The following is a 24,005-nucleotide window of genomic DNA, read 5'->3' as shown; positions in this document are numbered from 1 at the left end:
TGGAGAATACGAAATGAAGACAAAGCGATTAACACAACGGTCCATGGTGTTTGTGCTGGCTGGTGGCCGCGGCAGCCGCCTGCGTGAACTGACTGACCGACGCGTGAAACCTGCCGTGCCCTTTGGTGGCAAGGGCCGCATTATCGACTTTGCACTGTCGAACGCGATGAATTCGGGCATTCGCAAAATGGCGATTGCAACGCAATACAAGGCCCATAGCCTGATCCGTCACCTGCAACGGGGCTGGAATTTTTTCGGGGCCGAGCGGAATGAATTTCTGGATGTTCTGCCTGCCTCGCAACGTGGCGGGACCGAAAGCTGGTACAAGGGTACAGCTGACGCCGTGACGCAGAACATTGATATCGTTGACAGCTACGGCGTCGATTACGTCATCATTCTGGCGGGCGATCATATCTATAAAATGGACTACGAAATCATGCTGCGCCAGCATGTTGAATCCGGTGCCGATGTGACCGTGGGCTGTTTGACAGTGCCCCGCGCAGAGGCCACGGCCTTTGGTGTTATGGCGACCGACAAAGAGGGTCGGATCACCAGTTTCCTGGAAAAACCCGCCGATCCACCGGGTACACCCGAAGACCCGACCAAGGCGCTGGCGTCGATGGGCATTTATGTCTTTGACTGGAAGTTCCTGCGCGACCTTTTGCAAAAAGATGCCGAAGATCCCAATTCTACGAATGATTTCGGCACCGATCTGATCCCCGAGATTGTGAAGCATGGCAAAGCCATGGCGCACCGTTTTGACGAAAGCTGTGTACGCCGCGAAGGCGCGCCAGCCTATTGGAAAGACGTCGGGACCGTCGACGCATTTTGGCAGGCCCACATTGACCTGACCACGTTCACGCCTGAACTGGATCTGTGGGACAGGGACTGGCCCATCTGGACCTATAACGAAAGCGTACCGCCCGCAAAGTTTATCCATGATGAACGCGACCGCCGCGGGATGGCGATTTCGTCGATGGTTTCAGGGGGCTGTATCATTTCGGGGACCGAAGTGCGCAATTCTGTTCTGTTCACCAATGTGCACACCAATTCCTATGCAGTTCTTGACCACGCGGTTGTGCTGCCGGGGGTCGTTGTCCACCGCTCTGCACGGTTGCGTCAGGTGGTTGTCGACGGCGGCGCAATTATCCCCGCCGGGCTTGTTGTGGGCGAAGATCCGATCGATGACGCGAAATGGTTTCGCGTCACGGAACGTGGCACCACACTGATCACGCAAGACATGCTTGATAAAAGGGCGGCCAGTTTATGACCAAAATCCTTTTCGTCGTATCCGAATGTGCGCCGCTGATCAAAACGGGCGGCCTTGCCGATGTGGCCGGCGCGCTTCCGATTGCTTTGGCGGCTTATGGCGACGAAGTGCGCACGTTGATGCCCGGTTACCGTGCGGTCTTGGGGGCGTTGGGAAAAACCAAAGTGGTCGTGACATATGACGATTTGTTCGGCGGCCCTGCACAGTTACGGCAGTGCAAGGTGGCGGGCCTTGATCTGTATGTGCTGGACGCGCCGCATCTGTATGATCGCGACGGCGGAATCTATGTTGATGCCGCGGGCCAAGATTGGCCGGATAACCCTGAACGTTTTGGTGCGCTATGTTATGTGGCGGCGCTGGTTGCGGACAACGGGGCAGGCGGGTGGACACCGGAAATTATCCACGGTCACGACTGGCAGGCCGGTCTGACGCCGGAATACTTGCACACGCTTGGTTGCGCTGTCCCCTTTGTCTTTACGGTGCACAACATCGCCTTTCACGGCAATACCGCCGCTGAACGCATCGCGGGTCTTCGGCTGGATGCGACCCGCTTTACTGCGGATCACTATGAATTTTGGGGGCAGATATCGGCACTGAAGTCGGGGTTGATGGGTGCAGCGCAGATTACGACAGTGTCGCAAACCTATGCCGAAGAACTGCTGACCCCGGAATTCGGCATGGGGATGGACGGTGTATTACGTTATCGCCAGTCTGACCTGACGGGCATCGTGAACGGGGTCGACACCGACATCTGGAATCCCGCGACAGACCCAAATATCACCCCGTACAAGACAGCATCAGGCAAGCTTGCGAATAAGAAAGCGCTGCAAAAAACCTTTGGTTTGGGCCGCGCCGATGGGCCGCTGTATGTGCTGGTGTCGCGTTTGACTGCGCAAAAAGGGATCGACCTTTTGCTTGACGCCTTACCAGAGCTTTTAAAGCAAGGCGGACAGCTGGCTTTGCTGGGGTCGGGCGACCCGCAGTTAGAGGTCGCATTGCTTGCCGCTGCGGCAAGCCACGAAAATGTCTCTGTCAAAATCGGGTATGATGAATTGTTGGCCCATCAGATGATGGCTGGTGGCGATGTGATTTTGGTACCGTCGCGGTTTGAACCTTGCGGTCTGACGCAGCTTTATGGCTTGCGCTACGGGACGCTTCCACTGGTGGCGCTGACGGGTGGTTTGGCGGACACCGTGATCAACGCGTCACCAGCCGCGATTGCCAGCGGCGTTGCGACAGGTGTCCAGTTTTTCCCCATCACGTCGCAAGCGCTGGCAAACGCGTTCTTGCGGATTGGCGGTCTATATTCCCAGCCGAAAGTATGGAAAACGATGCAAAATAACGCGATGAAACAATCCGTGAGCTGGGAGGCGTCTGCTGCAAAGTATCACGCGCTTTACGCCGCATGTTCCGAGGCACACAGGTGAACACACAACGCTTTCCGATCATGCCCGGTCACCCCTCGCCGTTAGGTGCGACAGTCGACAGCGAAGGCGTCAATTTCGCCGTGTTCTCGCGACACGCCACAAAAGTCATGCTGTGCCTGTTCGATGATGACGGCAATGAAAATCAGATCGTGACACTGCCAGAACGTGAAGGCCACGTCTGGCATGGCTATTTTCCGGGGATGCGGGCGGGCCAGCAGTACGGGTTTCGCATGGACGGTCCTTATGCCCCCAAAGAAGGGCATCGTTTTAACCCCTATAAGCTGCTGATTGATCCCTACGCCAAACGGCTGACGGGTCACCCCACATGGCACAACGCGTTGTTCGGGTATCAAACAGGGCACAAGGACAAAGACCTGAGCTTTGACAAGACCGACAGTGCGCCGTTTATGCCGCGCAGTGTTGTTGTAGATCCGGTGTTCAAATGGGATGATACGCCTAGGCCACGCCATTCATTGGAAAGCACGATCATCTATGAGGCCCATGTCAAAGGTCTGACAGCTGGCCGCAAGGACATTCCGGGCGCGGGTACTTATCTGGCGATGGCGTCTGATCCGATCCTTGAGCATCTTAATAATCTTGGCGTCACCGCCGTTGAACTGTTGCCTGTGCAGGCATTCATAAATGAAAAATTTCTTCTTGATCGCGGGCTGACGAATTATTGGGGCTATATGACCTACGGCTTTTTCGCCCCTGATCCGCGCTACATGCAAGGCGCGGACATTGCCGAGTTTCAGCAGATGGTGCAGCGGTTTCATTCAGCAGGGATCGAGATAATCCTTGATGTGGTTTATAATCACACTGCCGAAGGGTCCGAAATGGGACCGACGCTGATGTTCCGGGGTCTTGATAATGCCAGCTATTACCGCTTGGCAGACGATCCGCGGTATTACATCGATGACGCTGGCTGTGGGAACACGCTTGATTTTGAGAACCCGTTTGTGATCCGGCTGGTGATGGACAGTCTGCGCTATTGGGTCGAGGTCATGCACGTTGATGGCTTCCGGTTTGACCTGTGTTCCGCGCTTGGCCGTACGCGGCACGGGTTCGAGCGCGACGGGCCGTTTTTCCGGGCCATTGGCCAAGACCCTGTGCTGAACCGTGTCAAACTGATCGCCGAACCTTGGGACATCGGCCCGGGCGGATATCAATTGGGCGCATATCCTGCACCCTTTGCGGAATGGAATGACAAATTTCGCGACAATGTGCGCGAATTCTGGCGGGGTGATCGTGGCAAGGTCGCTGATGTGGCCGCGCGCCTTGCGGGATCGGCGCAGTTTTTTGACCACGATGGCAGGTCCGCAACATCGTCACTGAATTTTCTTACCGCCCATGATGGTTTCACCTTAGAAGATACAGTGAGCTATTCAGAGAAAAATAATCTGGCCAACGGCGAAGAAAACCGGGACGGTCATTCCAACAATCATTCTGACAATATGGGTGTCGAAGGCCCAACCGAAGATTGCGATATCATGGCCGCGCGGATCAGGCGCAAACGTAACCTGATGGCGACGTTGATGCTGTCGCAAGGCACCCCGATGATCTTGGCGGGCGACGAATTAAGTAACTCGCAAGGCGGGAATAACAACGCTTATTGCCAAGACAACGAAATTGGCTGGGTGAACTGGCCCGAAAAAGACGACCCGTTTTTTACGTTTTGCCAACAAGCGATTGCGTTCCGCCGCATGCATCCGCTTTTGCGTCAGAAACGGTTTTTGCATTCGCGCCAACGTCTTATTGACGGAGAGCCGGATCTGTTTTGGCGGCGTGCCAACGGCGAAGCCATGCGGCAGGCCGATTGGGACGACCCCGCACTGGATATCTTGGTGGCTGAAATGCGCATGGCATCAGGCACCCCTGAATATGTGCAGCGCGAAGGTGCGTTGTTGGTTGTTCTCAATCGTGGTCCTGCCGTTGAAATCATCCCGCCCGCACTTCCGGATGGCGATACGTGGGTCCGCCGTTTCGACACCAGCCAAGATGACGCCATCAAGGTCACCAAAGGCATGGAGGTTGCCGCTGATGCGGTTGTCGTTTTCTCGCATGAAACAGGGGAATAGACGTCAAAGGCGCCGCTGAATCGTCCGCATCAGGCGCGCAAGAACAGGGTGGCTTGCAATGCACGTTCAAATGGCTTCTAGGACGTGCGCCGATGGTATAGTGCGCGCAGTATATGTCGCGCGCACGCGCCTGAATAAGACCGGATAGGGATTTTGATGAACGCAATGAATAGTTTGTCAGCGGACGCGCTTGGCGCCCGTATCACGCAGCATCTGACATACACATTGGGCAAGGATAAACCGCACGCCAGCCTTTATGATTGGCGCATGGCCGTCAGCTATAGCGTCCGCGATCTGATTATCGCGCCTTGGTTTGCAGCCACGCGCAAGACCTACGAGGCACAAGGCAAGCGTGTTTACTATCTATCGCTCGAGTTTTTGATCGGGCGCATCCTGGGTGATGCGATGGTGAACTTGGGGCTGTTTGATGTTGTGAATGACGTCTTGTCGGCAGAAGGGATCCTGCTGCGCGACGTCATTGGCGATGAACCTGATGCGGCGCTGGGCAATGGCGGTCTGGGGCGATTGGCGGCGTGTTGCCTGGAAAGCATGGCAACACTGGCCTGTCCGGCATACGGGTACGGCATCCGCTACGAACACGGGCTGTTCCGCCAAAGCTTTGAAAGCGGACGCCAGGTCGAACATCCCGAAGATTGGCTGAATCAGCCGCATCCATGGGAATTCGAACGCCCCGAAGCCCGCTATACGATCCCGTTCAAGGGGCACGTCGACCGTGTTGATGGACGATCGGTCTGGCACCCGGCTGAAACAGTCTATGCGCGCGCCTATGATATGCCGGTTGTGGGCTGGCAGGGGAAATGGGCGAACACGCTGCGCCTGTGGGGTGCGCATCCCACCGAATTATTCGACCTTGCCCGATTTAATGCTGGCGACCACACAGCCGCCGCCGCGCCAGAGGCATTGGCGCGTACGCTGTCGCGGGTGCTTTACCCGGAGGACACGACCGATAGCGGCAAAGAATTGCGGCTCAAGCAGGAATTTTTCCTGACGTCCGCCGCGCTTCAGGATATTTTGCGCCGCTTCCTGAGCGAGTATGACGACCTGACATTGCTGCCGGAAAAGGTTGCGATCCAGATGAACGACACACATCCCGCGCTGGCAGGACCAGAGTTGTTACGCCTGTTGATCGACGTCCACGGGTTGGATTGGGATAGCGCGAAACGTATCGCTGTTGGCTGCCTGAACTACACCAATCACACGCTGCTGCCCGAAGCCCTTGAAACGTGGTCGACGTGGTTGATGGGGCGGGTTCTGCCGCGCCACATGCAAATTATTGAACGCATCGACCACGACCATCAATCGGCGACAAATTGTGCAGAGGCGCTGGCAATCGTCAGCCACGATCAGGTGCACATGGGAACGTTGGCATTTGTAATGGCGTCCCATGTCAACGGGGTGTCGGCGCTGCACACGCAACTGATGAAAGATACCGTCTTTTCGGGCCTGAATGCCCTTTATCCTGCACGTGTGATCAACCAGACCAATGGTGTGACGCCACGGCGCTGGTTGCGGATGTCGAACCCTGCTTTGTCAGCGGTGTTGACGGATATCATCGGTGCAGGTTGGGAAGATGATCTGGACCGCCTTGCGGGGTTAAACGCACATGCGACGGACCGCAGTGTGCGCGACGCCATCAGTGACGCGAAACGCCATAACAAGGTGGCCTTGTCCAATTGGGCCGCCGAAAAAATGGGTGTCACGCTTGATCCTGATGCGATGTACGACGTGCAAATCAAGCGGATGCATGAATACAAGCGCCAGCTGATGAATGTGTTCGAAACGATTGCGCGCTGGTCTGCTATTCGTGCAAATCCCCATGGCAACTGGACGCCCCGTGTCAAGATATTTGGCGGCAAGGCCGCGCCGGGCTACCACGCCGCCAAGGAAATTATCCACTTGATCAACGATGTCGCGCAAACCATCAATGCCGACCCGGTGACCGGCGGATTGCTTAAGGTGATATACCCTGCCAACTACAACGTTTCGCTGGCAGAGCGGCTGATTCCGGCGACGGACCTGTCCGAACAGATTTCGACAGCTGGAAAAGAGGCATCCGGCACCGGCAACATGAAATTCACCATGAACGGTGCGATGACGATCGGCACGCTTGATGGTGCCAATGTCGAAATCCGCGAACAGGTCGGCGCAGAAAACTTTTTTCTGTTTGGCATGACAGCGGCAGAGGCACAGGAACGGTCCTGTGTTCCCGGTCACGCCCGCGCGGCGATCCTGGCCAGCCCAGCGCTGCAAGATATCTTGCAGATGATCGTCGAAGGCCGATTTAGCCCGGACGACAAAGCGCGCTATCACGGGCTGGTGGATTCCATGTGGAACCACGATCCATTCCTTGTTGCATCAGATTTCGACAGTTACTGCGCGCGTCAGGGTGACGTTGATCACGCATTTGCCGATCGTGACCACTGGAAAACGCTTGCGCTGCGCAACATCGCTGGCGCAGGTTTCTTTTCCTCTGACCGCACGATCAGAGGATATATGAAAGACATCTGGAACACCAAAAGCCTGTCCTAGGCCATCGCCGCCCCAAACCCCGCGCCATGCGACAGATATACAAACCCGTTCCCGGCAAGGGTCAATATGTTTGCATCCAGCGTGGCGGCGTTGCCAAAACTGATCGCACTGTCGCCTGTCAGACGCAGAATTTGGGTTTCAGTTGATAGGTTGAACACACAGGTCAGCGTTTCAGCATCGGCCTCGCGGGTGAAGGCAAGCAGGGGTTCCGGCAATTGTAAGAACGTCGTCGTACCGCGTGTCAATGCAGGGCTTGCTTTGCGGCGGGCGATCACGTCCTTGTAATACGACAGGATGCCGTCGCTGCCTTGCTGATCCACGGCCTTTGCGGCCTGCGGTGCCTTGACCGGCAGCCAAGGCGTACCCGTTGAAAACCCAGCGTTCGGCGCATCCTTTTCCCACACCATCGGCGTCCGGCAGCCATCACGACCTTTGACAGCCGGCCAATAGCGGATCGCTGGCGGATCGGTCAGTTCCTCAAAAACCAGATCGGTTTCGGTCTGGCCCAGCTCTTCGCCCTGATAGATGCCAATGGTGCCTTCAAAAGACATCAGCATCGCGCAGGCAAGACGGGCCATGCTGTCATCAGACACCGCATGTTCGGCCCACCGCGTTACTTGTCGGGGCACATCGTGGTTGCTGAACGACCAATAGGGATGGCCGTCAGGCGCGCCGCGCTGAAATCCCTGAATGCAGTTTTGAAAATGCTCCGCGTTGAAATCGGGGCCGAGCATCGCAAAACTATACGCCATGTGCAGGCGGTTGGTGCCTTGGGTGTATTCGCCCATGATTTCGATCGACCGATGCCCCATCTCGCCGACTTCGCCAACCATCATGATGTCCGGATATTGATCCGTCAGTGCGCGCAACCGTTCCAGAAACCCTATGTTTTCGGGGCGTGTTTTGTTGTAAATGTTATTCTGCATCCCATAAAGGTCGGTGGCCATCACCTGCGGCTTGGCTTGCGCTGGGGGGTTGGACCGCAGTTTTTGGTCGTGAAAGTAATAGTTCACGGTATCCAGCCGGAACCCGTCAAGCCCGCGATCCAGCCAGAACTTGCAGGTCGCCAAAATCGCATCGACAACATCGGGATTGTGGAAATTCAGGTCTGGCTGCGATGCGAGAAAGTTATGCAGGTAATATTGCCCGCGCTGGGGATCGAATTCCCAAGCAGGGCCACCAAAATGGCTGTGCCAATTTGTCGGTGGCGACCCGTCGGGCAAAGGATCGGCCCAGACGTACCAGTCCGCTTTGTCGTTGTCGCGGCTGGTGCGGGATTGTTTGAACCAGTCGTGCTGCTCCGAGGTATGCGACAACACTTGGTCCACGATCACCTTAAGACCGCGCGCGTGCGCTTGTTCGATCAGCGTGTCAAAGTCGTCAAGATCCCCGAACAAAGGATCAATGGCCGTATAGTCGGACACATCATAGCCCATGTCCGCTTGCGGCGAGGCAAAAATAGGCGAAAGCCAGATGCAATCGACACCCAGTTCGGCAATGTAATCCAGTCGGCGCGTAATTCCCCTGAGGTCGCCAACACCATCGCCGTCGTCATCTTGGTAGGACCGTGGATAGACCTGATATACAATCGCGCTGCGCCACCACTCGTTCATTCAAACACCCCTCGTTTGCTTTATCTTTAGCAGTCACCGTTGTGATGGAAAGGGCGGAAAGATTTTAAATTGTATGCCGCGTCGCGCCGCACAATATTTCATCGTGCAGCGTCGGGTTGGATCTCGATCTGGGCCTGTTCAGACTGTCCTGTGGCATCGATCACTGTGATCGCAGCAAAACCTTGACCGATGTCGGATAAATCGACTTGCGAGCGATAGCTTTGCGCGATTGGCGCCCCGTTCAACAGCCAGACATAAGGCGGCAAACCATCGCGCACCTTGAGCGTCAGATCGCTGCCTTGCAAAATGGCGCCATCCGGCGGAAAGGCGATGCTGGGACCGGGGACAGTGTTCTGCTGTTGCTGACCAAACTGGCGCAAATGTTGCGGCAGCTGCGCGTTTGTGACCAAAAGCGTGGCGCGCGGCGGTGCCTTGATCGGCGTGACGGCAGGTTTGACACGTGCAAACGCCGCAAACATCACAGGGGCCGCGAGATCGCCGCCAAACGCACCGGGCACGGGCGTGCCATCCGCACGCCCCATCCAGACGCCGACGACATGCTGGCCGTCAAACCCCACGGCCCATGCATCGCGGTGCCCGTAGGAGGTGCCGGTTTTATAGGCGATACCCGTGGCTTGAACGCCGCGGGGGCGGGGGGTCTCCAGCAAAATATCTGCGACCTGCCATGCCGCGACTGGGTTCATTACGACCTGCGGCTGGAAACCGGGGGTGGATTGCGCATCTCCGCGCAGATCAACCGCCCGTCCGTCATTCCCGATTGCGCCGTAAAGCTGGACCAGTTCAGTCAGCGTCACCCCAACGCCCCCCAATGCGACCGCCAAACCTGGCGCGCCGCCGGGGATCTGCGGGTCCATGCCGGCGCGGCGCATGCCGGCAACTAAATGGTGCGGCCCCAAGGCTTGGGTTACGGCAACGGCGGGGATGTTCAGCGATTGTTGCAAGGCGCTGCGCACGCGCAATTCACCGCGAAACATCCCGTCAAAATTCTGCGGCTGATAGCCGTCAAAATCGGTCGGGCGATCCGCGATCAGGGTTTCGGGGTGGATCAGCCCTTGGTCAAATCCCAACCCGTAGATCAGCGGCTTTAACGTCGATCCCGGCGACCGGACGGCTTGGGTCAGGTCCATAAATCCCGCGCGCCCGTCCGCCTGATAGGCTGCCGATCCGACGGATGCGATGATTTCGCCGGTTTGGTGGTCTGCCACGACAATGGCGACCTGAACACGGTCGGACCGTTGCGCTACGGCGTCGGCGGCAAGGCGTTCCAACGCTGCTTGCACCGTGCGGTCCAGCGTCAGCTGGTGCCGTGTATTTTGCGGATTGGCGGCAACGGCCCGATCCGCAAAATGCGGCGCAAGGGCTGGAAAACTGTGACGCGTGCTGCTGACCGGGTCGCGTGTTGCGCTGCGATAGCGCTCGGAATTAATCGCGCCATTTTCCAACAGGCGCGTCAACACGGCATTGCGCGCCTCCGTCGCCGCTGTCGCCGCGCGATCCGGACGGCGCGTTTCGGGCGACTGGGGCAGGGCGACCAAAAGCGCCGCCTGCGCTGTCGTCAAAAGCCACGGCGCGCGGTCGAAATACGCATAGGATGCCGCGCGCACCCCTTCGATATTGCCGCCAAATGGCGCGTGGTTCAGATAAAGCGTCAGGATATCATCCTTGCTGATCTGTCTTTCCAGCGCCAGCGCCACGCGGATTTGCCGCAATTTGCCCGCGATTTCGCCCGTGCCGCCATTTTCAAGCAAACGCGCGACCTGCATCGTCAGGGTCGACCCGCCTGACACCACACGCCCGCTGCGCAGGGCTTGACCCAATGCGCGCAGCATCGCCAACGGGTCAACCCCGCCATGATCGTAAAACCGCTTGTCTTCGTACCGGATCAGCAGCGCCAGATACGTTGGGTCAACCGCGTGTAAACTTACCGGCAACCGCCAACGCCCGTCTGCCATTGTATAGGCGCGCAAAAGATCGCCGTTGCGGTCAACGACTTCGACGCTGGTGGTCAGCGCAAGCGATGGCAAAACCGTCGCGTCAACCCAACGATCCACGCCGTCGCGTGCCGCCGCCGCCGCCCAGAGACCCGCGGCAAGAGCCAGAACCCAGCGGATCACGGCAGAATGGACATCTGGCCCGTATCGGTGCGCGCCCGCATGTCGGGGCGGTACATGTCTTCGACCGATGCGGCGGGGTGATGGAAAGTACCCGGTGACACGGCACGTACGATATAGGCCAATTGGAAGGGGTCCTCGGACCGCCAATCGACCGCGGCAAGGAACCTGTCATTCAGGAATTGCGCGTTTTCGGGGCTGGTCAGATCCAGCCATTCCAACGCTTCGATATCACCGCCTTGGATCAGGTTCGGGTTGTCGATCTCAAGCCCGGCAGGCAGCGGGTCGTTTACCATCAACCGGGCCTCTTGGGGGCCAAACGGCTGGACGGTCAGCACCGTCACCAGCCGCGTGCCTGTCACCAGACCTGCCAGAGACGTCGCCGCGCCGTCCATCGTGTAATAGGCGCGGTCGATCGCATAGCCACGACCGCCTGCGGGCTCTGGCTGCGCGGGCACACCAAAGGTTGTGATCGTGATATCCGTCGCTGCGCGCCCGCTATGCGCGATCACAACAGGGGCGGCACCAGAACCCGCGCTGCGCATCTGCACCACGGGTCCGTCGGATAAATCGCCATTGACGGTGACGCCACCATTGCCACTGTCGCGGATCAACGCATTTGCGGCCAAAAGCGTCCACGCGGCCTCTTGGGTGGAGACATAGGGTTGATAGCGGGTCACAGCCGGCACAAGCCGTTCGCGGTCCACCACGCTGCTGCCCGCCTCTGCCGCTAAGGTCAGTACGGCAGCAATATCACGGCGATTGGTGCCATAATCGTTGCGCCACGTGCGGGGTTCATCGGCGTCTAATGCGCGCACCAACCAGCCACTGGCGCTGGAAAACAGCCGATCAGCGCGGCGTTGATCGCCATATTGCGCAAGCGCTGCACCCAATTGGGCATAGGCCAGTGGGGTGTTAAAGGCCTCTGGCTTTTCGTCGGCATAATACCGCAGGTCACCAACCGCCGCCTGACCCTCGCGGGCAAGAACATAAAGCGCATAGGCCAGATCATCCCCGCCGTCGTCAAAGTCGGGGTAATAGTTGACCGCGTTGCGCAGGTTATCGATCGCATTGTCAAAGGCGATGTTTGGCACCGCATAGCTGGCCGCACGCGCACGCGACAAAAAGTCGGTGACATAGGCATCGAGCCACAGATCACCCGAAGACGGCTGCCACAAACCAAACCCGCCATTGGCCGCTTGGTTGGCTGTCACCTCTGCGATGGCGGTGGTGATCCTGTCCGTAATCTTGCTGGTCTCGGCCAGCCCCATCACAGTCGCCACGTCATTGAGATAAAGCAGCGGCATCGCCCGCGATGTAATCTGTTCGGTGCAGCCATAGGGATAGCGATCCAGCATACTGATCAGACCCGGCACATCGAATTGCGCCAGCGGCCCAACTGTCAGCGTTGCATGTCCTGTACCACTGACAAGCCCGGCAAAAATGTCATCGTCAAAGGTAAAGGTCGCCCCTGGGTCAAGGTCAAATCGGCTGGTGCGGCTTATTTCGGGGTCATTGACGACAACAGGCACGCGGAATGTTTTCGCAACCTCGCGACCGTCCGGCAGGGTCAGCACGACCCGCAGGGTGTGATCGCCCGGATCAAAGGCGCTAAACGGTACCTCGAATACCTGCTTGCCGCCTTGGTCCAAAACAAACGTCGGCGGCAGAGCGCCCGCAAGCGCAAGCCCGTCCGCCGTCACATTGATCCCGACGGTTCCTGAAGGTCCATCCGCATGTTGGATTTCCAGCAACATCCGGCTTTGGTCGCCGGGCGCCATGAAACGCGGCACGCTGGCAGTCAGCACGATCGGATCGCGTACAACAACATCATGACTGGCCTGCCCAACACCGCGGTCCGACCATGCCAGCGCCATCAATCGAATTGTGCCATCAAAGGCCGGCACGTCAAAGCTGACTTGCGCATGACCGGTGGCATCCATCGTGATCGGGCCGGTAAAGAATGTCACCAAATCTTCGGTCGGTGGGGGGCTTTGCATGCCTGCTTGGGCCATCGCATCGCCACCCGAACGTATGGTGCCCATCGCCCCGTTCAGCCCGTCAATCAGCCGCCCGTAGACGTCGCGCAGTTCGACGCCCAGCTTGCGCTGCCCAAAATAGTGGTCTTGCGGGTCCGGTGCGTCGAACCCGGTCAGGTTCAAAATACCCAAATCCACCGCCGCCAAGGTGACATAAGCGGTCTCGCCGGGGGCAATGCCGTCGACTTGCAGATCGACCATCAGCGGTCCGCGCGGTTCCATCTTATCGGGCGCTGACAGGGTGACGGCCAACGCTTTATCGCCGGGGGCGACTTGGGCGTAGCCAAGCCCCAGCGCACGCGCCGGGTTGTGGCCTGCCTGCACATCCATCGGCCGGATGACGGACGCGCTGACATAGGCACCCGCGCCCCATTCTTGTGTCACGGGCAGGGTGATCAGGTTTTCACCTGTGGTCACAGGTACGGTTTGCATATGGATCACACGGTCGGACATGACTGTGATCACAGCGACCCCGTCATAGCGGGGCACAATCCGGAATGTGGCCGTATCGCCAATGGCATAGCTGTCGGCGTTCAACGACGCCTCAAGCAAATCCGGGGTGTCGTTGGTGCTGGCGGGGGCATACCAGCCCGCATAAAAATCCGCAGAGGCCGAGACGTATTGCGCGCCTGTGGCTTCGACGACCACCTCGTGCTGGCCCCAGCTGACATCGGCGTTGATGCGGATTGGACCGTCACCCAATGTCGCCATGCCCGACGCGATGCGTTCGCGTGTCGTGATCGGCTCCCAGTCCCAGTAGCCGTTCAAGGAATACCAGCGATAGCGGGTCGTGACCTTGTTGACCGCCCATTGGACAGGCATGTCAGCGGAGGTCAGATCAGGGTTCAGCGCAATCAGATCAAAGCTGGCTTTGCTGAACTCGCTGATCACCCCGTCAAAATCCGGCTTGATCCCTATCATCGGTTGGTCAGGCAGCACAGGGGTGGTGATCTGGCGTTCAACGGGTCGCCCCGACCCTTCGGTGACGCGGGCAGTGACGCGCAGTTCTAACGGCTGGCTGGCATGCAGGTCAGGTAATTCCACGGCCAGTGTGGCGACACCGTCCGCATCGGTGGTCCCACCTTCAAGATAGCGCAACTGGGGTTCAAACCGGGCATCATAGGTGCCAAAGCGATAGTTGGGATAGCCGTCAAGACTGCGTGCAGCAGTCAGCAGCGCCTCTCCCTCAACGCCAAGGTCGGCCCCCACCGCGCCAAACAGATAGCGGGCATCAACGCGCAGCATTGGGATATCCCCCAGCGCGATCCGGTCTGGCAATGACAGGTCAAAGTCGATCCGTTCGGGCAAGAAATCTTCGACTAGCACCGTTTGGCGGGCCAGAGACGGTGCGTCAAGGTCGGCAAACACGCTGATCCGCCATGTGCCGCGCGGGGCTTTTGACGCCACGGGCAGGGCAAAGACATGGCCGCCCGCCACGTCTTCGGTCGCGGTGATGCGGCTGTATTCAACCCCGTCGGGGCGGGTCAGGATCGCGGTCAGGGGAACACCGGGCAACGCCTTTGTGGTGGTATCGCGCATCAGGGCGGTCAGGTGAATGGTTTCGCCCGCGCGGTAGGCGCCGCGATCGGTTGCCAAAAACACATCAATCGGCGGGCTCGGCTCGCGGCCTGCGACACCGCGGTCGGACAGATCAAACGCAGCTTCGGTCAGCGACAGATAGGTCATATCGTCGCCCATCGTGACCGTGACCAGCGCGGGGGCATTCCCGCCGGTCCCACGTGTCAGACCAGCGTCAAAATGCACCACGCCATCCGCACCGGTTTGGGTGCGGGCCAACACGGTGTTGCTGTTGGAAATCAATGCTACGCTCGCACCCGCACTGGCCGATGCATCCGCCAGCGACCGGACTGCCACGGTTAATCCGTCATTGCCCAGATAAGTCGCCACCCCCAGATCCGATAGCACAAACCACTGTGTTGCGGCGGGGGCGTCGTTGTCGATTGTCGCGGCGGTTGCGGTCAACACATAAACACCCGCAGGTGCACCCGTCAGCGCGTCATCAAGGGGAATCCGGGTCAGCACATCGCGGTTTAGTTCGTTTGCAACCTGGGCTGTGCCGGACCAGACATCAGACCCGATATCACTGGACAGGCGGTCAGTTTCGTATTGCGAAATCATTGCGCCAAGCAGGCCGTCCTGGGCCGCGCGCAGAATGTTGCGGTCGTCGACTCGGCGCAGGTGCAACGTCAATTCAGACAGGTTTACCGTTTCAAGCGGGATCGCGATATCGCCCAAGCGCGGCAGCACATAGGCCCGCCCCACAAAGGCCGCGCTGGGCGAACGGTCACGTACGTAGAACCACAATTCTTGGTCGCGCATCAGCTTTTCGCCACTTGCCGCAGGCAGGCCGTCGCGCAGGACCACGCGGTAGCGTTCCCCATGCACGACACCATCGATACAAAGCTGGCCATCGTTGACAGAGACCGCAAATTTCGGATCGGAAAGCTGCACATAGGGCGCGTAATCCGTGCCCGCACCAATCAAATCTTCGCTGAAAACAGCACAGATGCGCGGCGTCGCGCTGTCACTGTCAATCTGCGTGTCGACCACGCGAAAACCGTATTTGCCAATGGCATCGGTCAGCGCTACTTCGGTTTGCGGGTCAAACCGCAGCGATTGCGCCAGACGCAAAGCGTCAATCATGGTGCGCCCGCGCCCGCGCTGTTCCATATGGGTTGCCAAATCCACCGCGGCGGCGCGCTGGGTGTCGGGATCGGTGGCGCGCAGGTATGCCGCGATGGATGCGGGTACCGCCAACTGCGCTATGTTGCTGCCCTCTGCTGCGGCAAGCTGCGCGAGGTACAGCCAGTCTTGGGGCTGGTCAGAGCGCAGCGCGATCGCGGCTGCCCGACTTTGTTGACCGCTGATGTTGTCGCGGCGCCATGTCCGGCTATTGATCACCTCGGCAGCCTGTGCGAAATCTTCGGGCGTCAGGAACGACAATTCTGCCATCCGCGCATCCACGCCTGCCAATACGCGCGCGGATGTGACAACAACCGTGCCTGAAATCGCGCCGTCATACGGGCTTGATCCGGTGATATCGCGCTTTGGGAAGCAAGCGTTCGAGCGCTGATTGAATGTAAATGCCTCGCATGATGCGGTGTTAAGGCATGCGGCCTCGCAGGCAGTCAGTGTGGTGTCGAAAATATTTGCCAGATCAGTCCCGGCAAGATCGACGCCATAATCATAGATGGTCCGTTTCTGGGGGACCGGGGTGTCATCTGCGGCGGCTGGAACGGCGCCCGTCAATAAGAGTGATGTAAATAGCGCGATGAAATGGCGGGTCATAATGCTCTCCGATTCCGGTTAACCCCAGGATTGCATGGCACCGTCGATGTCACAACGCAGGTTCGCAAAAGGTAGGGAAGACCTGACCATGGTTCGGGACAGTATGGGACGAACGTGGGCACACCTCCTGTTCGTGTCGCGCGTAGACTGGGGATTAAAAGCAATATGCAGTATTCGAAACTTAAAGGATTTTTTCCGCGCGTCCGAACCCTTCGATCATTTGTTTCAGGCCGATTGCGGCCCCTGCAAAAATGGCAGCAAAGGTCACAGGTGCGCTGAATGCGAGCAGAGAAAACGCTGACAGGCCCTGCCCAACGCTGCAGCCAACGGCGACCACTGCACCAACGCCCATCAGGCCGGCGCCCAGAATTTGACGCCGCAATTCACGCGGGTCTTCGCAGGCTTCCCACCGGAAATGCCCCTTCAGCAGGCTTCCGATAAACGCGCCGCACCAGACACCCACAATCGATCCGATCCCAAATGACAGCGATCGCGCGCTGGACGTCATCCCATACAACATGGTCTCACCTATCGGGGCCGCAAATGTGTGTCCGACAATCGCAAGATCGTCAAATCCATGGCTTTGGACATATTGCATTCCCAGCCATGCCGATACCACCGCAGCACCCATAGCGACGGACCAAAATAGCGCAAGACGGTTCTGCCGAAAGTCAGCATTTGCAAGGGCGAATGCCGTGATAGCCGCGCCAATGACGAGACCGACAACCGCAATGGGTAACCCAAACCGGTTGCCGATCAGATGTGCAATGCCAGCCGGCGCATCGCCAGGCGACATGCCACCAAATAGCACAATGCGCAAAGGTGCCAGCGGCCCCGATATGGTGGCATAAGCCGCCATGCCCATCACAACGACAATCACAAACGACCGCAGGTCGCCACCGCCCAACCGTGCGATTGCGCCATAGCCACAATTTCCCGCAATCGCCATGCCATAGCCAAACATCAGTCCGCCCGCCACGCTTGCAACAGGGGACCACCGCGCTGCGATGTAGAAAGAATTCGCGGGGTCGAACACCCCAGCGGCCATCAGCCCGAAGCTTCCCAAGATGGCGGTGCCAATGGCAAGCCCCCACATGCGCATACGCATATCGCTGGCCCCGTAAAGAAAATCTTCGATTGCGCCCAGCGTACAGAACCGTCCCAACCTGGCCGCCAATCCCAGAACAACCCCGCCAAACAGCCCGACAATTGCCGCAACGTTGGAATCCCCCCACGCGTCAAGCATGCTAACCCCTCCCAAGGTATAAAGCCGGACGCACAGTTACGCGAAATGGGCGGTCCGGTTACTTCGTCTCGCAAAACAGCTCATAAACGAGACCGATAATTTTACGGGACCGGTCATCGGTCAGGCTGTAGTAAATCGTTTTGCCGTCGCGGCGTGGCTTCACCAGACCTTCCAGACGCAGTCGGCCCAGTTGCTGGGATACCGCCGCTTGGCGCGCGGATAGCAGATCCTCGAGTTCGGTAACCGACTTCTCTCCGGTGACGAGATGACACAGGATCATCAACCGTCCTTCGTGGCTGATGGCCTTTAGGTAATTCGTCGCGGTGGTGGCATTATCCATCATGCGATCCAGTTGATCATCTTCCAAATCGGCGGTGAGTATTGGAAGTGGCATCAGCACGGGTCCCGTTTTACCATGTAAACTCCGCACTCAATACCGAAATTATCAGCCGGATCAAGTCTGCGCCGGGTCAACACGTCGTGCGGTGTTACATTGCGGCACGCATAAAATGACCTATCCATCGTCTAGTCGGCGTATTTTATTTGATAGGAAAGTTCGGACTGTGTCAGCATCTGACCCAAAAGTCCCCAAAAGAAATCCTGCCCGGGGTAGCCTTCGATGCGGCTTACTTCTGATCCGTCGACCAGCAAAACGAATGTCGGCGTGAAGGTGACGCGACGGGTCAGCGTGATGTCATCAGGAAGCGGTTTGGTGATGTCCACGCGCCGCAAGGGGGCCGCTTCGCCTTCGCCCGTTTTCGGGTAGATCGACCCGATTTCGGCGTTCCAGCGTGCGCACCACATACACCCTGCTTCTTCGGCCATCATCAACTGCACCTCCGCCTGCGCGGGGAGGGTGACCAAAAACAACGACAGGACGCTGCCGAAAAAGATAGCTAAATGTGTACGCATTCAATAATCTTAATATGAATATGTGGACAAATCAAGGAAGCGAATATGCTCGACGTGTCATATTTTGGGGCTGCAATCGCGGGGCTGTTGTCGTTTTTCACACCCTGTGTGTTGCCTATGGTCCCGTTCTATCTGTGTTACATGGCCGGTTTGTCGATGAATGAACTGCGCGAAGGCACTGGGATTCCCGTCGGCGCACAACGCAGGTTGGTGATTTCTGCGGTTTTCTTTGCCCTTGGCGTCACAACCATTTTTGTCCTTTTGGGCATGGGGGCGACGGCGCTGGGTCAAACGTTCGGCGCTTGGCGTGACACGCTCACGTATGTTGCGGCGGGGATTTTGTTTCTTTTTGGTTTGCATTTTTTAGGTGTGGTGCGAATCCCGCTTTTGTATCGCGAGGCCCGCATCGAAAGCAGCGCGTCGCCCACCACGATTGTCGGTGCATATCTGATGGGTTTGGCGTTCGGCTTTGGCTGGACGCCATGTGTGGGTCCGGCGCTGGCGGCAATTTTGATGGTCGCCAGCGGCATGGGCGACGTGTGGCGGGGTGGGCTGCTGTTGTTTGTCTACGGGGCGGCCATGACGGCCCCGTTTGTTGTTGCCGCGCTGTTCGCGCGCCCGTTTCTGCGCTGGTTGCAGCGCAACCGCAGGTACTTGGCGTATGTGGAAAAACTCATGGGCGTGATGCTGATTATTTTTGCCATCCTGATCGCGACGAATTCGGTGAACTACATCGCGCAGTGGATGATTCAGGTCATGCCGTCATTTGGAAACTTGGGATAGGGAGAAAACCCATGCTACGGAAACTATTGGCGACACTCGCCGTGATTGTGGCGCTGCCGGTCTATGCGGTGACGCTTGGGGATGACGGTCTGCACAAGACGGACTGGATGCGCGATACCTTCAAAGACCTGCGCGAAGACCTCGCCGAGGCGAATGCCGAAGGCAAGCGTTTGCTGGTCATCATCGAACAGCGCGGTTGTATTTACTGCACGAAAATGCACGAAGACGTCTTTCCTGATCCGCAGATTGACGCGATGTTGCGTGAACAATTTTATGTCGTGCAGATCAATATGTTCGGCGATATCGACGTGACCGATTTTGAAGGCACCACGCTTGCCGAAAAAGACATGGTGCGCCGTTGGAACGCGTTGTTTACCCCGACGATGATGTTCTTTCCAACCGACGTGGACGAAGAGGCCACAGCAACCCAAGCCGCGGTCGCCGTGATGCCGGGCGCCTTCGGCAAGTGGACAACGCTGAATTTGCTGACGTGGGTTTTGAACGAAGGCTATTTGGGCGACGAGCCTTTCCAAAAGTACCACGCCCGCATGATCCAAGAAGCTGGAATCACTGAGTAATTTCAAGAATCGCATATAAACATTCAAATACATGATTTTGTTGTTGCGAGAATCTTTGTTCGTGCGCTACGGTATACACCAAGGGTCTATGATCCAGGGAGGGACCATGAAACGTATTATCACCGCTGGCGCTTTTGCCGCTTTTGCAACGATCGCTTTTGCTGACGATGTCGCGCCAGATGATGTTGTTTATTCCGAATACGGTGAGGTCGCTGAATCCCTTACGGGCGTGGCGGGTGATCCCGCTGCCGGTTTGGAAATCATGGTCGCGCGCGGCAAAGGCAACTGCATTGCCTGTCATCAGGTGACGGCGCTTGCAGATTACCCGTTCCACGGAGAGGTGGGGCCGTCGCTAGATGGTGTTGCGGATCGCTGGGATGTCACGCAGCTGCGTGGGATCATTGCAAACGCCAAAATGACCTACGACGGGACGATCATGCCCGCGTTTTACCGGGTGAGCGGTTTCAACCGCCCCGGCGATGCGTTCACAGGAAAAGCAGCCGAAGGGCCTTTGTCGCCTTTGCTGACTGCCCAAGAAATCGAAGATGTTGTGGCCTATCTGCAGACGCTGTCTGACTGAACCGGCCTTTTTAGAACAGGAGAAACCATGAAACTGACGCGTAGACACACGCTGATGCTGGCGATGGGGTCGGCGGCTGTGGCGATGATGCCGCTTCGCGCCGCTGCCGCCGCAGAAGAGGCGATTGCTGCATTCACAGGCGGTGCCGCGCTGGGCACGGCTGGCTTGACCTTAACCGCCCCAGAGATTGCTGAAAACGGGAATACAGTTCCGATCGCTGTCGATGCTCCGGGTGCAGAAGCCATCATGATCATTGCGGCGGGGAACCCGACACCGGCTGTTGCGACATTTACCTTTGGTCCGCTGGCCGCATCGCAAATGGCTGCCACGCGTATCCGGCTTGCTGGAACGCAGGACGTGGTCGCGATCGCGCGGATGGCGGACGGCAGCTTTGTCGAAGCCCGCCAAGAAGTAAAAGTCACCATCGGCGGCTGCGGCGGCTAACCTAGAGGAATTAAAGACATGGCAGAGAATGTAAAACCACGCGTTCGCGTCCCTCGGGATGCAACCGCTGGCGAAGTGATTATCATCAAGACCCTGATCAGCCATCCGATGGAATCTGGTCAGCGCAAAGATGGCGACGGCAACCTGATACCACGTTCGATCATCAACAGGTTTACCTGTGACTTCAACGGCCAGAACGTGATCGACATCACGCTGGAACCCGCGATTTCGACGAACCCGTATTTTGAATTTGAATCGGTGGTGCCTGAAACGGGGACCTTTGAATTCACGTGGTACGACGACGACGGGTCTGTCTATACCGACACCAAAGAGATTGCGGTCAACTAAAGACCGCAACATTGCCGGGGAGGGCCATGTTCATGAAAACGCTTATCAAAGGTGGGGCATTGTCCCTCATGTTGTTGTCCTCTACCGCGTTGCGGGCCGACGAGGATGCAAATTTGGTGATCAACGGCGACATCGAAATTACAGTGCGCGCCGATGCGCCTGCGCATCTGGACAATCTGAACACCATCTATTCTGGCTGGGTGTTTCGATCAGATGAAACACAGGCGTTGGAAATGGATGACTTTGAAAACCCGGGCATGATTTTTGCGGACGATGCGCGTGATGCATGGTCTGTGTCCGAAGGGAGCGAAGGTAAATCATGTGCGGACTGTCACGGCGACGCTGAATCGCTTGTCGATGTGCGCGCAAGCTATCCAAAATGGAACGACGGTGCTGAAGAAGTCCGCACACTGGCGATGCAAATCAACGGGTGTCGCACCGAACAAATGGGCGCCGAGCCGTGGAAATACGACGGCGATGACATGCTCAACATGGAAGCCCTGATTTCGTCGGTCGGACGCGGCACGATTGTGAACGTGGCGATCGACGGCCCCGCGCAATCGATGTGGGAACAGGGCCGGGATCTTTATTATACCCGCATGGGTCAGTTGGACCTGTCTTGCGCGAACTGCCACGAAGATAATTATGGCAACAACATCCGCGCAGACCACCTGAGCCAGGGCCAGATCAACGGCTTTCCCACCTACCGTCTGAATAACGCAAAGCTGAACGGCGTGCAGTCGCGTTTTCGTGGCTGTGTCCGCGATACCCGCGCTGAAACCTATGCCGTCGGTTCCGAAGAGTTCATCGCGCTTGAACTTTATGTCGCTTCCCGCGGGAATGGTCTGTCCGTCGAAGGACCGTCCGTCCGTAACTGATCCCCCAGACTGCCCGTGACTAGTAAACTGGTCACGGGTTCCTTCTTTTCTTAAATATTCAGTTTTTAGAATATGAAACTGAAACAAAGGACCGACCCAATGATCTCTCGTCGTGACTTTTTACAGGTAGGTATGGCCGCGTCGGCGATCGTCGGCGCATCCGGTTTTGGAAATTGGGGCCGATTGGCGGCCCAGCAGGCCTTGACGCAAAACCAGCTGCTCGACTTTGACACATTCGGGAATGTGTCGCTGATCCATCTTACCGACCTACACGCGCAGCTAAAGCCGATCTATTTCCGCGAACCTGAAATCAACCTTGGTGTCGGTGACAATAAAGGGCAGGTGCCTCACGTCACGGGTGCGGATTTCCGTAGGCTCTATGGCATCGAAGACAACAGTCAGTCGGCTTACGCGCTGACGTACGATGACTTTGCCGCGCTGGGCAAAAGTTATGGCAAGATGGGTGGGCTTGACCGGGTTGCGACTGTGGTGAATAGCATTCGTGCGGCTCGCCCTGATGCCCTGCTGCTGGATGGCGGCGATACGTGGCACGGGTCTTACACCTGTTACCAGACCAAAGGGCAGGACGTCGTGAACGTCATGAACCTGCTGAAACCTGACGCGATGACATTCCACTGGGAATTCACGCTTGGGTCTGACCGTGTCCGCGAAATCATTGGCGATCTGCCCTTTGCGGCGATGGGTCAAAATATCTTTGACGCTGAATGGGACGAGCCTGCGGAAGATTTTGTGCCATATAAGTTCTTTGAACGTGGCGGTGTTAAAATCGCTGTGATCGGTCAGGCGTTCCCTTATATGCCGATCGCTAACCCGGGCTGGATGTTCCCGGAATATTCGTTCGGTATTCGCGATCAACACATGCAAGAAATGGTTGATGAGGTGCGCAGCAAGGGCGCGGAACTTGTCGTTTGCCTGTCCCATAACGGCTTTGACGTTGACAAAAAGATGGCAAGCCGGGTGACCGGAATTGATGTCATTTTGGCTGGCCACACGCATGATGCGCTGCCGGAACCGGTATTGGTGGGCGAAACGATCATCATTGCATCCGGTTCAAACGGCAAATTCATCAGCCGCGTTGATCTTGACGTGCGCGATGGGCGTATGATGGGTTTCCGGCACAAGCTGATCCCGATCTTTTCTGACGTGATCGAACCTGATGCCGAAGTGGCGGCCGCGATTGACGCGGAACGCGCACCCTATATCGACACGCTGACAGAGGTTCTGGGCAAAACCGCCGATGACACGCTTTTATATCGCCGCGGGAATTTCAACGGATCGTGGGATGACCTGATCTGTGAGGCGCTGATCGAAGAGCGCGACGCAGATATTTCGATGTCGCCCGGTGTGCGGTGGGGGCCGTCGATCATGCCCGGTCAGGACATCACACGCGAAGACCTGTGGAATGTCACATCAATGACCTACCCCAAGGCTTATCGGTCCGTAATGACTGGCGAATTCATTCATACCATCATGGAAGATGTCGCAGATAACCTGTTCAATCCCGACCCCTACTATCAACAGGGTGGCGACATGGTGCGGGTCGGCGGCATGGGGTACCGGATTGATGTCACCAAACCGATTGGCGCACGGATTTCCGACATGACCCTGCTGAAGACCGGCGAAAAAATTGACCCTGCCAAGACATACGTGGTCGCAGGCTGGGCGAGCGTGAACGAAAGCACAGAAGGCCCCGATATTTGGGACGTTGTCGAAAGCCATATTCGCAACAAAGGGACTGTTTCGGTTGCGCCGAACACGTCCGTCCAAGTCGTTGGCGCCTAAGGAAAAGGAACAGAA

The 24,005-nt window shown here is 57.6% G+C and carries 17 protein-coding genes; 11 read left to right on the top strand and 6 right to left on the bottom strand.

The annotated features are described in order from the left end of the window. Positions 1-13: 13 nt before the first annotated feature. From glgC to ACXJGX_RS02125, 4 genes are all read left to right on the top strand, one after another. Positions 14-1,270 carry a glucose-1-phosphate adenylyltransferase gene (gene glgC / locus ACXJGX_RS02140; RefSeq protein WP_474778488.1) on the top strand — a complete coding sequence of 419 codons (1,257 nt, stop codon included), beginning with the start codon at positions 14-16 and terminating at the stop codon, positions 1,268-1,270. Then, a complete protein-coding gene (gene glgA / locus ACXJGX_RS02135; RefSeq protein ID WP_474778487.1) occupies positions 1,267-2,697 on the top strand; it encodes a glycogen synthase GlgA in 1,431 nt (476 codons plus the stop codon). Before glgC ends, glgA begins: the two co-directional genes overlap by 4 nt. 20 nt (positions 2,698-2,717) lie before the next feature. Beyond that, positions 2,718-4,775: a glycogen debranching protein GlgX gene (glgX, locus tag ACXJGX_RS02130; RefSeq protein ID WP_474779162.1), complete on the top strand. Its 2,058-nt coding sequence runs from the start codon at positions 2,718-2,720 to the stop codon at positions 4,773-4,775. A 156-nt stretch (positions 4,776-4,931) separates the two neighbouring features. Then, positions 4,932-7,325: a glycogen/starch/alpha-glucan phosphorylase gene (locus ACXJGX_RS02125; protein WP_474778486.1), complete on the top strand. Its 2,394-nt coding sequence runs from the start codon at positions 4,932-4,934 to the stop codon at positions 7,323-7,325. Here ACXJGX_RS02125 and ACXJGX_RS02120 read toward each other — a convergent pair. From ACXJGX_RS02120 to ACXJGX_RS02095, 6 genes are all read right to left on the bottom strand, one after another. Further along, complete coding sequence (locus ACXJGX_RS02120; RefSeq protein WP_474778485.1) at positions 7,322-8,938, bottom strand: alpha-glucosidase; 1,617 nt, start codon at positions 8,936-8,938, stop codon at positions 7,322-7,324. The genes ACXJGX_RS02125 and ACXJGX_RS02120 overlap by 4 nt on opposite strands. Positions 8,939-9,036: 98 nt before the next feature. Then, positions 9,037-11,073, bottom strand: coding sequence for a penicillin-binding protein 1C (pbpC, locus tag ACXJGX_RS02115; protein ID WP_474778484.1), 2,037 nt, complete (start codon positions 11,071-11,073; stop codon positions 9,037-9,039). Then, a complete protein-coding gene (locus ACXJGX_RS02110; RefSeq protein ID WP_474778483.1) occupies positions 11,070-16,418 on the bottom strand; it encodes an alpha-2-macroglobulin family protein in 5,349 nt (1,782 codons plus the stop codon). The genes pbpC and ACXJGX_RS02110 overlap by 4 nt, the downstream gene beginning before the upstream one ends. Before the next feature lie 181 nt (positions 16,419-16,599). After that, positions 16,600-17,664 carry a YeeE/YedE family protein gene (locus ACXJGX_RS02105; protein WP_474778482.1) on the bottom strand — a complete coding sequence of 355 codons (1,065 nt, stop codon included), beginning with the start codon at positions 17,662-17,664 and terminating at the stop codon, positions 16,600-16,602. 58 nt (positions 17,665-17,722) lie between these two features. Continuing rightward, positions 17,723-18,058 carry an ArsR/SmtB family transcription factor gene (locus ACXJGX_RS02100; RefSeq protein WP_474778481.1) on the bottom strand — a complete coding sequence of 112 codons (336 nt, stop codon included), beginning with the start codon at positions 18,056-18,058 and terminating at the stop codon, positions 17,723-17,725. Between the two features lie 131 nt (positions 18,059-18,189). Continuing rightward, entirely contained in the window at positions 18,190-18,576 is a 387-nt protein-coding gene (locus tag ACXJGX_RS02095; RefSeq protein ID WP_474778480.1) for a hypothetical protein, read from the bottom strand. A gap of 45 nt (positions 18,577-18,621) precedes the next feature. Here ACXJGX_RS02095 and ACXJGX_RS02090 point away from each other — a divergent pair, with 45 nt between their 5' ends. The 7 genes from ACXJGX_RS02090 (at position 18,622) to soxB (ending at position 23,990) form a co-directional block, all read left to right on the top strand. Continuing rightward, positions 18,622-19,359 (top strand): cytochrome c biogenesis CcdA family protein, encoded by a 738-nt coding sequence (locus ACXJGX_RS02090; protein ID WP_474778479.1) that lies wholly within the window; start codon positions 18,622-18,624, stop codon positions 19,357-19,359. A gap of 11 nt (positions 19,360-19,370) precedes the next feature. Continuing rightward, positions 19,371-19,937: a thioredoxin family protein gene (locus tag ACXJGX_RS02085; protein WP_474778478.1), complete on the top strand. Its 567-nt coding sequence runs from the start codon at positions 19,371-19,373 to the stop codon at positions 19,935-19,937. A gap of 106 nt (positions 19,938-20,043) precedes the next feature. Further along, the gene (gene soxX / locus ACXJGX_RS02080; RefSeq protein ID WP_474778477.1) at positions 20,044-20,517 is read left to right on the top strand and encodes a sulfur oxidation c-type cytochrome SoxX; all 474 of its coding nucleotides are present in this window, start codon (positions 20,044-20,046) and stop codon (positions 20,515-20,517) included. 27 nt (positions 20,518-20,544) lie between these two features. Further along, positions 20,545-20,961, top strand: coding sequence for a thiosulfate oxidation carrier protein SoxY (soxY, locus tag ACXJGX_RS02075; RefSeq protein WP_474778476.1), 417 nt, complete (start codon positions 20,545-20,547; stop codon positions 20,959-20,961). Positions 20,962-20,979: 18 nt separating this feature from the next. Further along, on the top strand, positions 20,980-21,309 hold the full coding sequence (gene soxZ, locus ACXJGX_RS02070) for a thiosulfate oxidation carrier complex protein SoxZ (protein ID WP_474778475.1): 330 nt from the start codon (positions 20,980-20,982) through the stop codon (positions 21,307-21,309). A 32-nt stretch (positions 21,310-21,341) separates the two neighbouring features. After that, on the top strand, positions 21,342-22,187 hold the full coding sequence (gene soxA, locus ACXJGX_RS02065) for a sulfur oxidation c-type cytochrome SoxA (RefSeq protein WP_474778474.1): 846 nt from the start codon (positions 21,342-21,344) through the stop codon (positions 22,185-22,187). A 99-nt stretch (positions 22,188-22,286) separates the two neighbouring features. Beyond that, complete coding sequence (soxB, locus tag ACXJGX_RS02060) at positions 22,287-23,990, top strand: thiosulfohydrolase SoxB (RefSeq protein WP_474778473.1); 1,704 nt, start codon at positions 22,287-22,289, stop codon at positions 23,988-23,990. The last annotated feature ends 15 nt before the right edge of the window (positions 23,991-24,005 follow it).

Source organism: Yoonia sp. SWMV100, from assembly GCF_056108365.1.
Note: the sequence above shows the minus strand (reverse complement) of the source record. Positions and strands in the feature narration are given on the sequence as shown.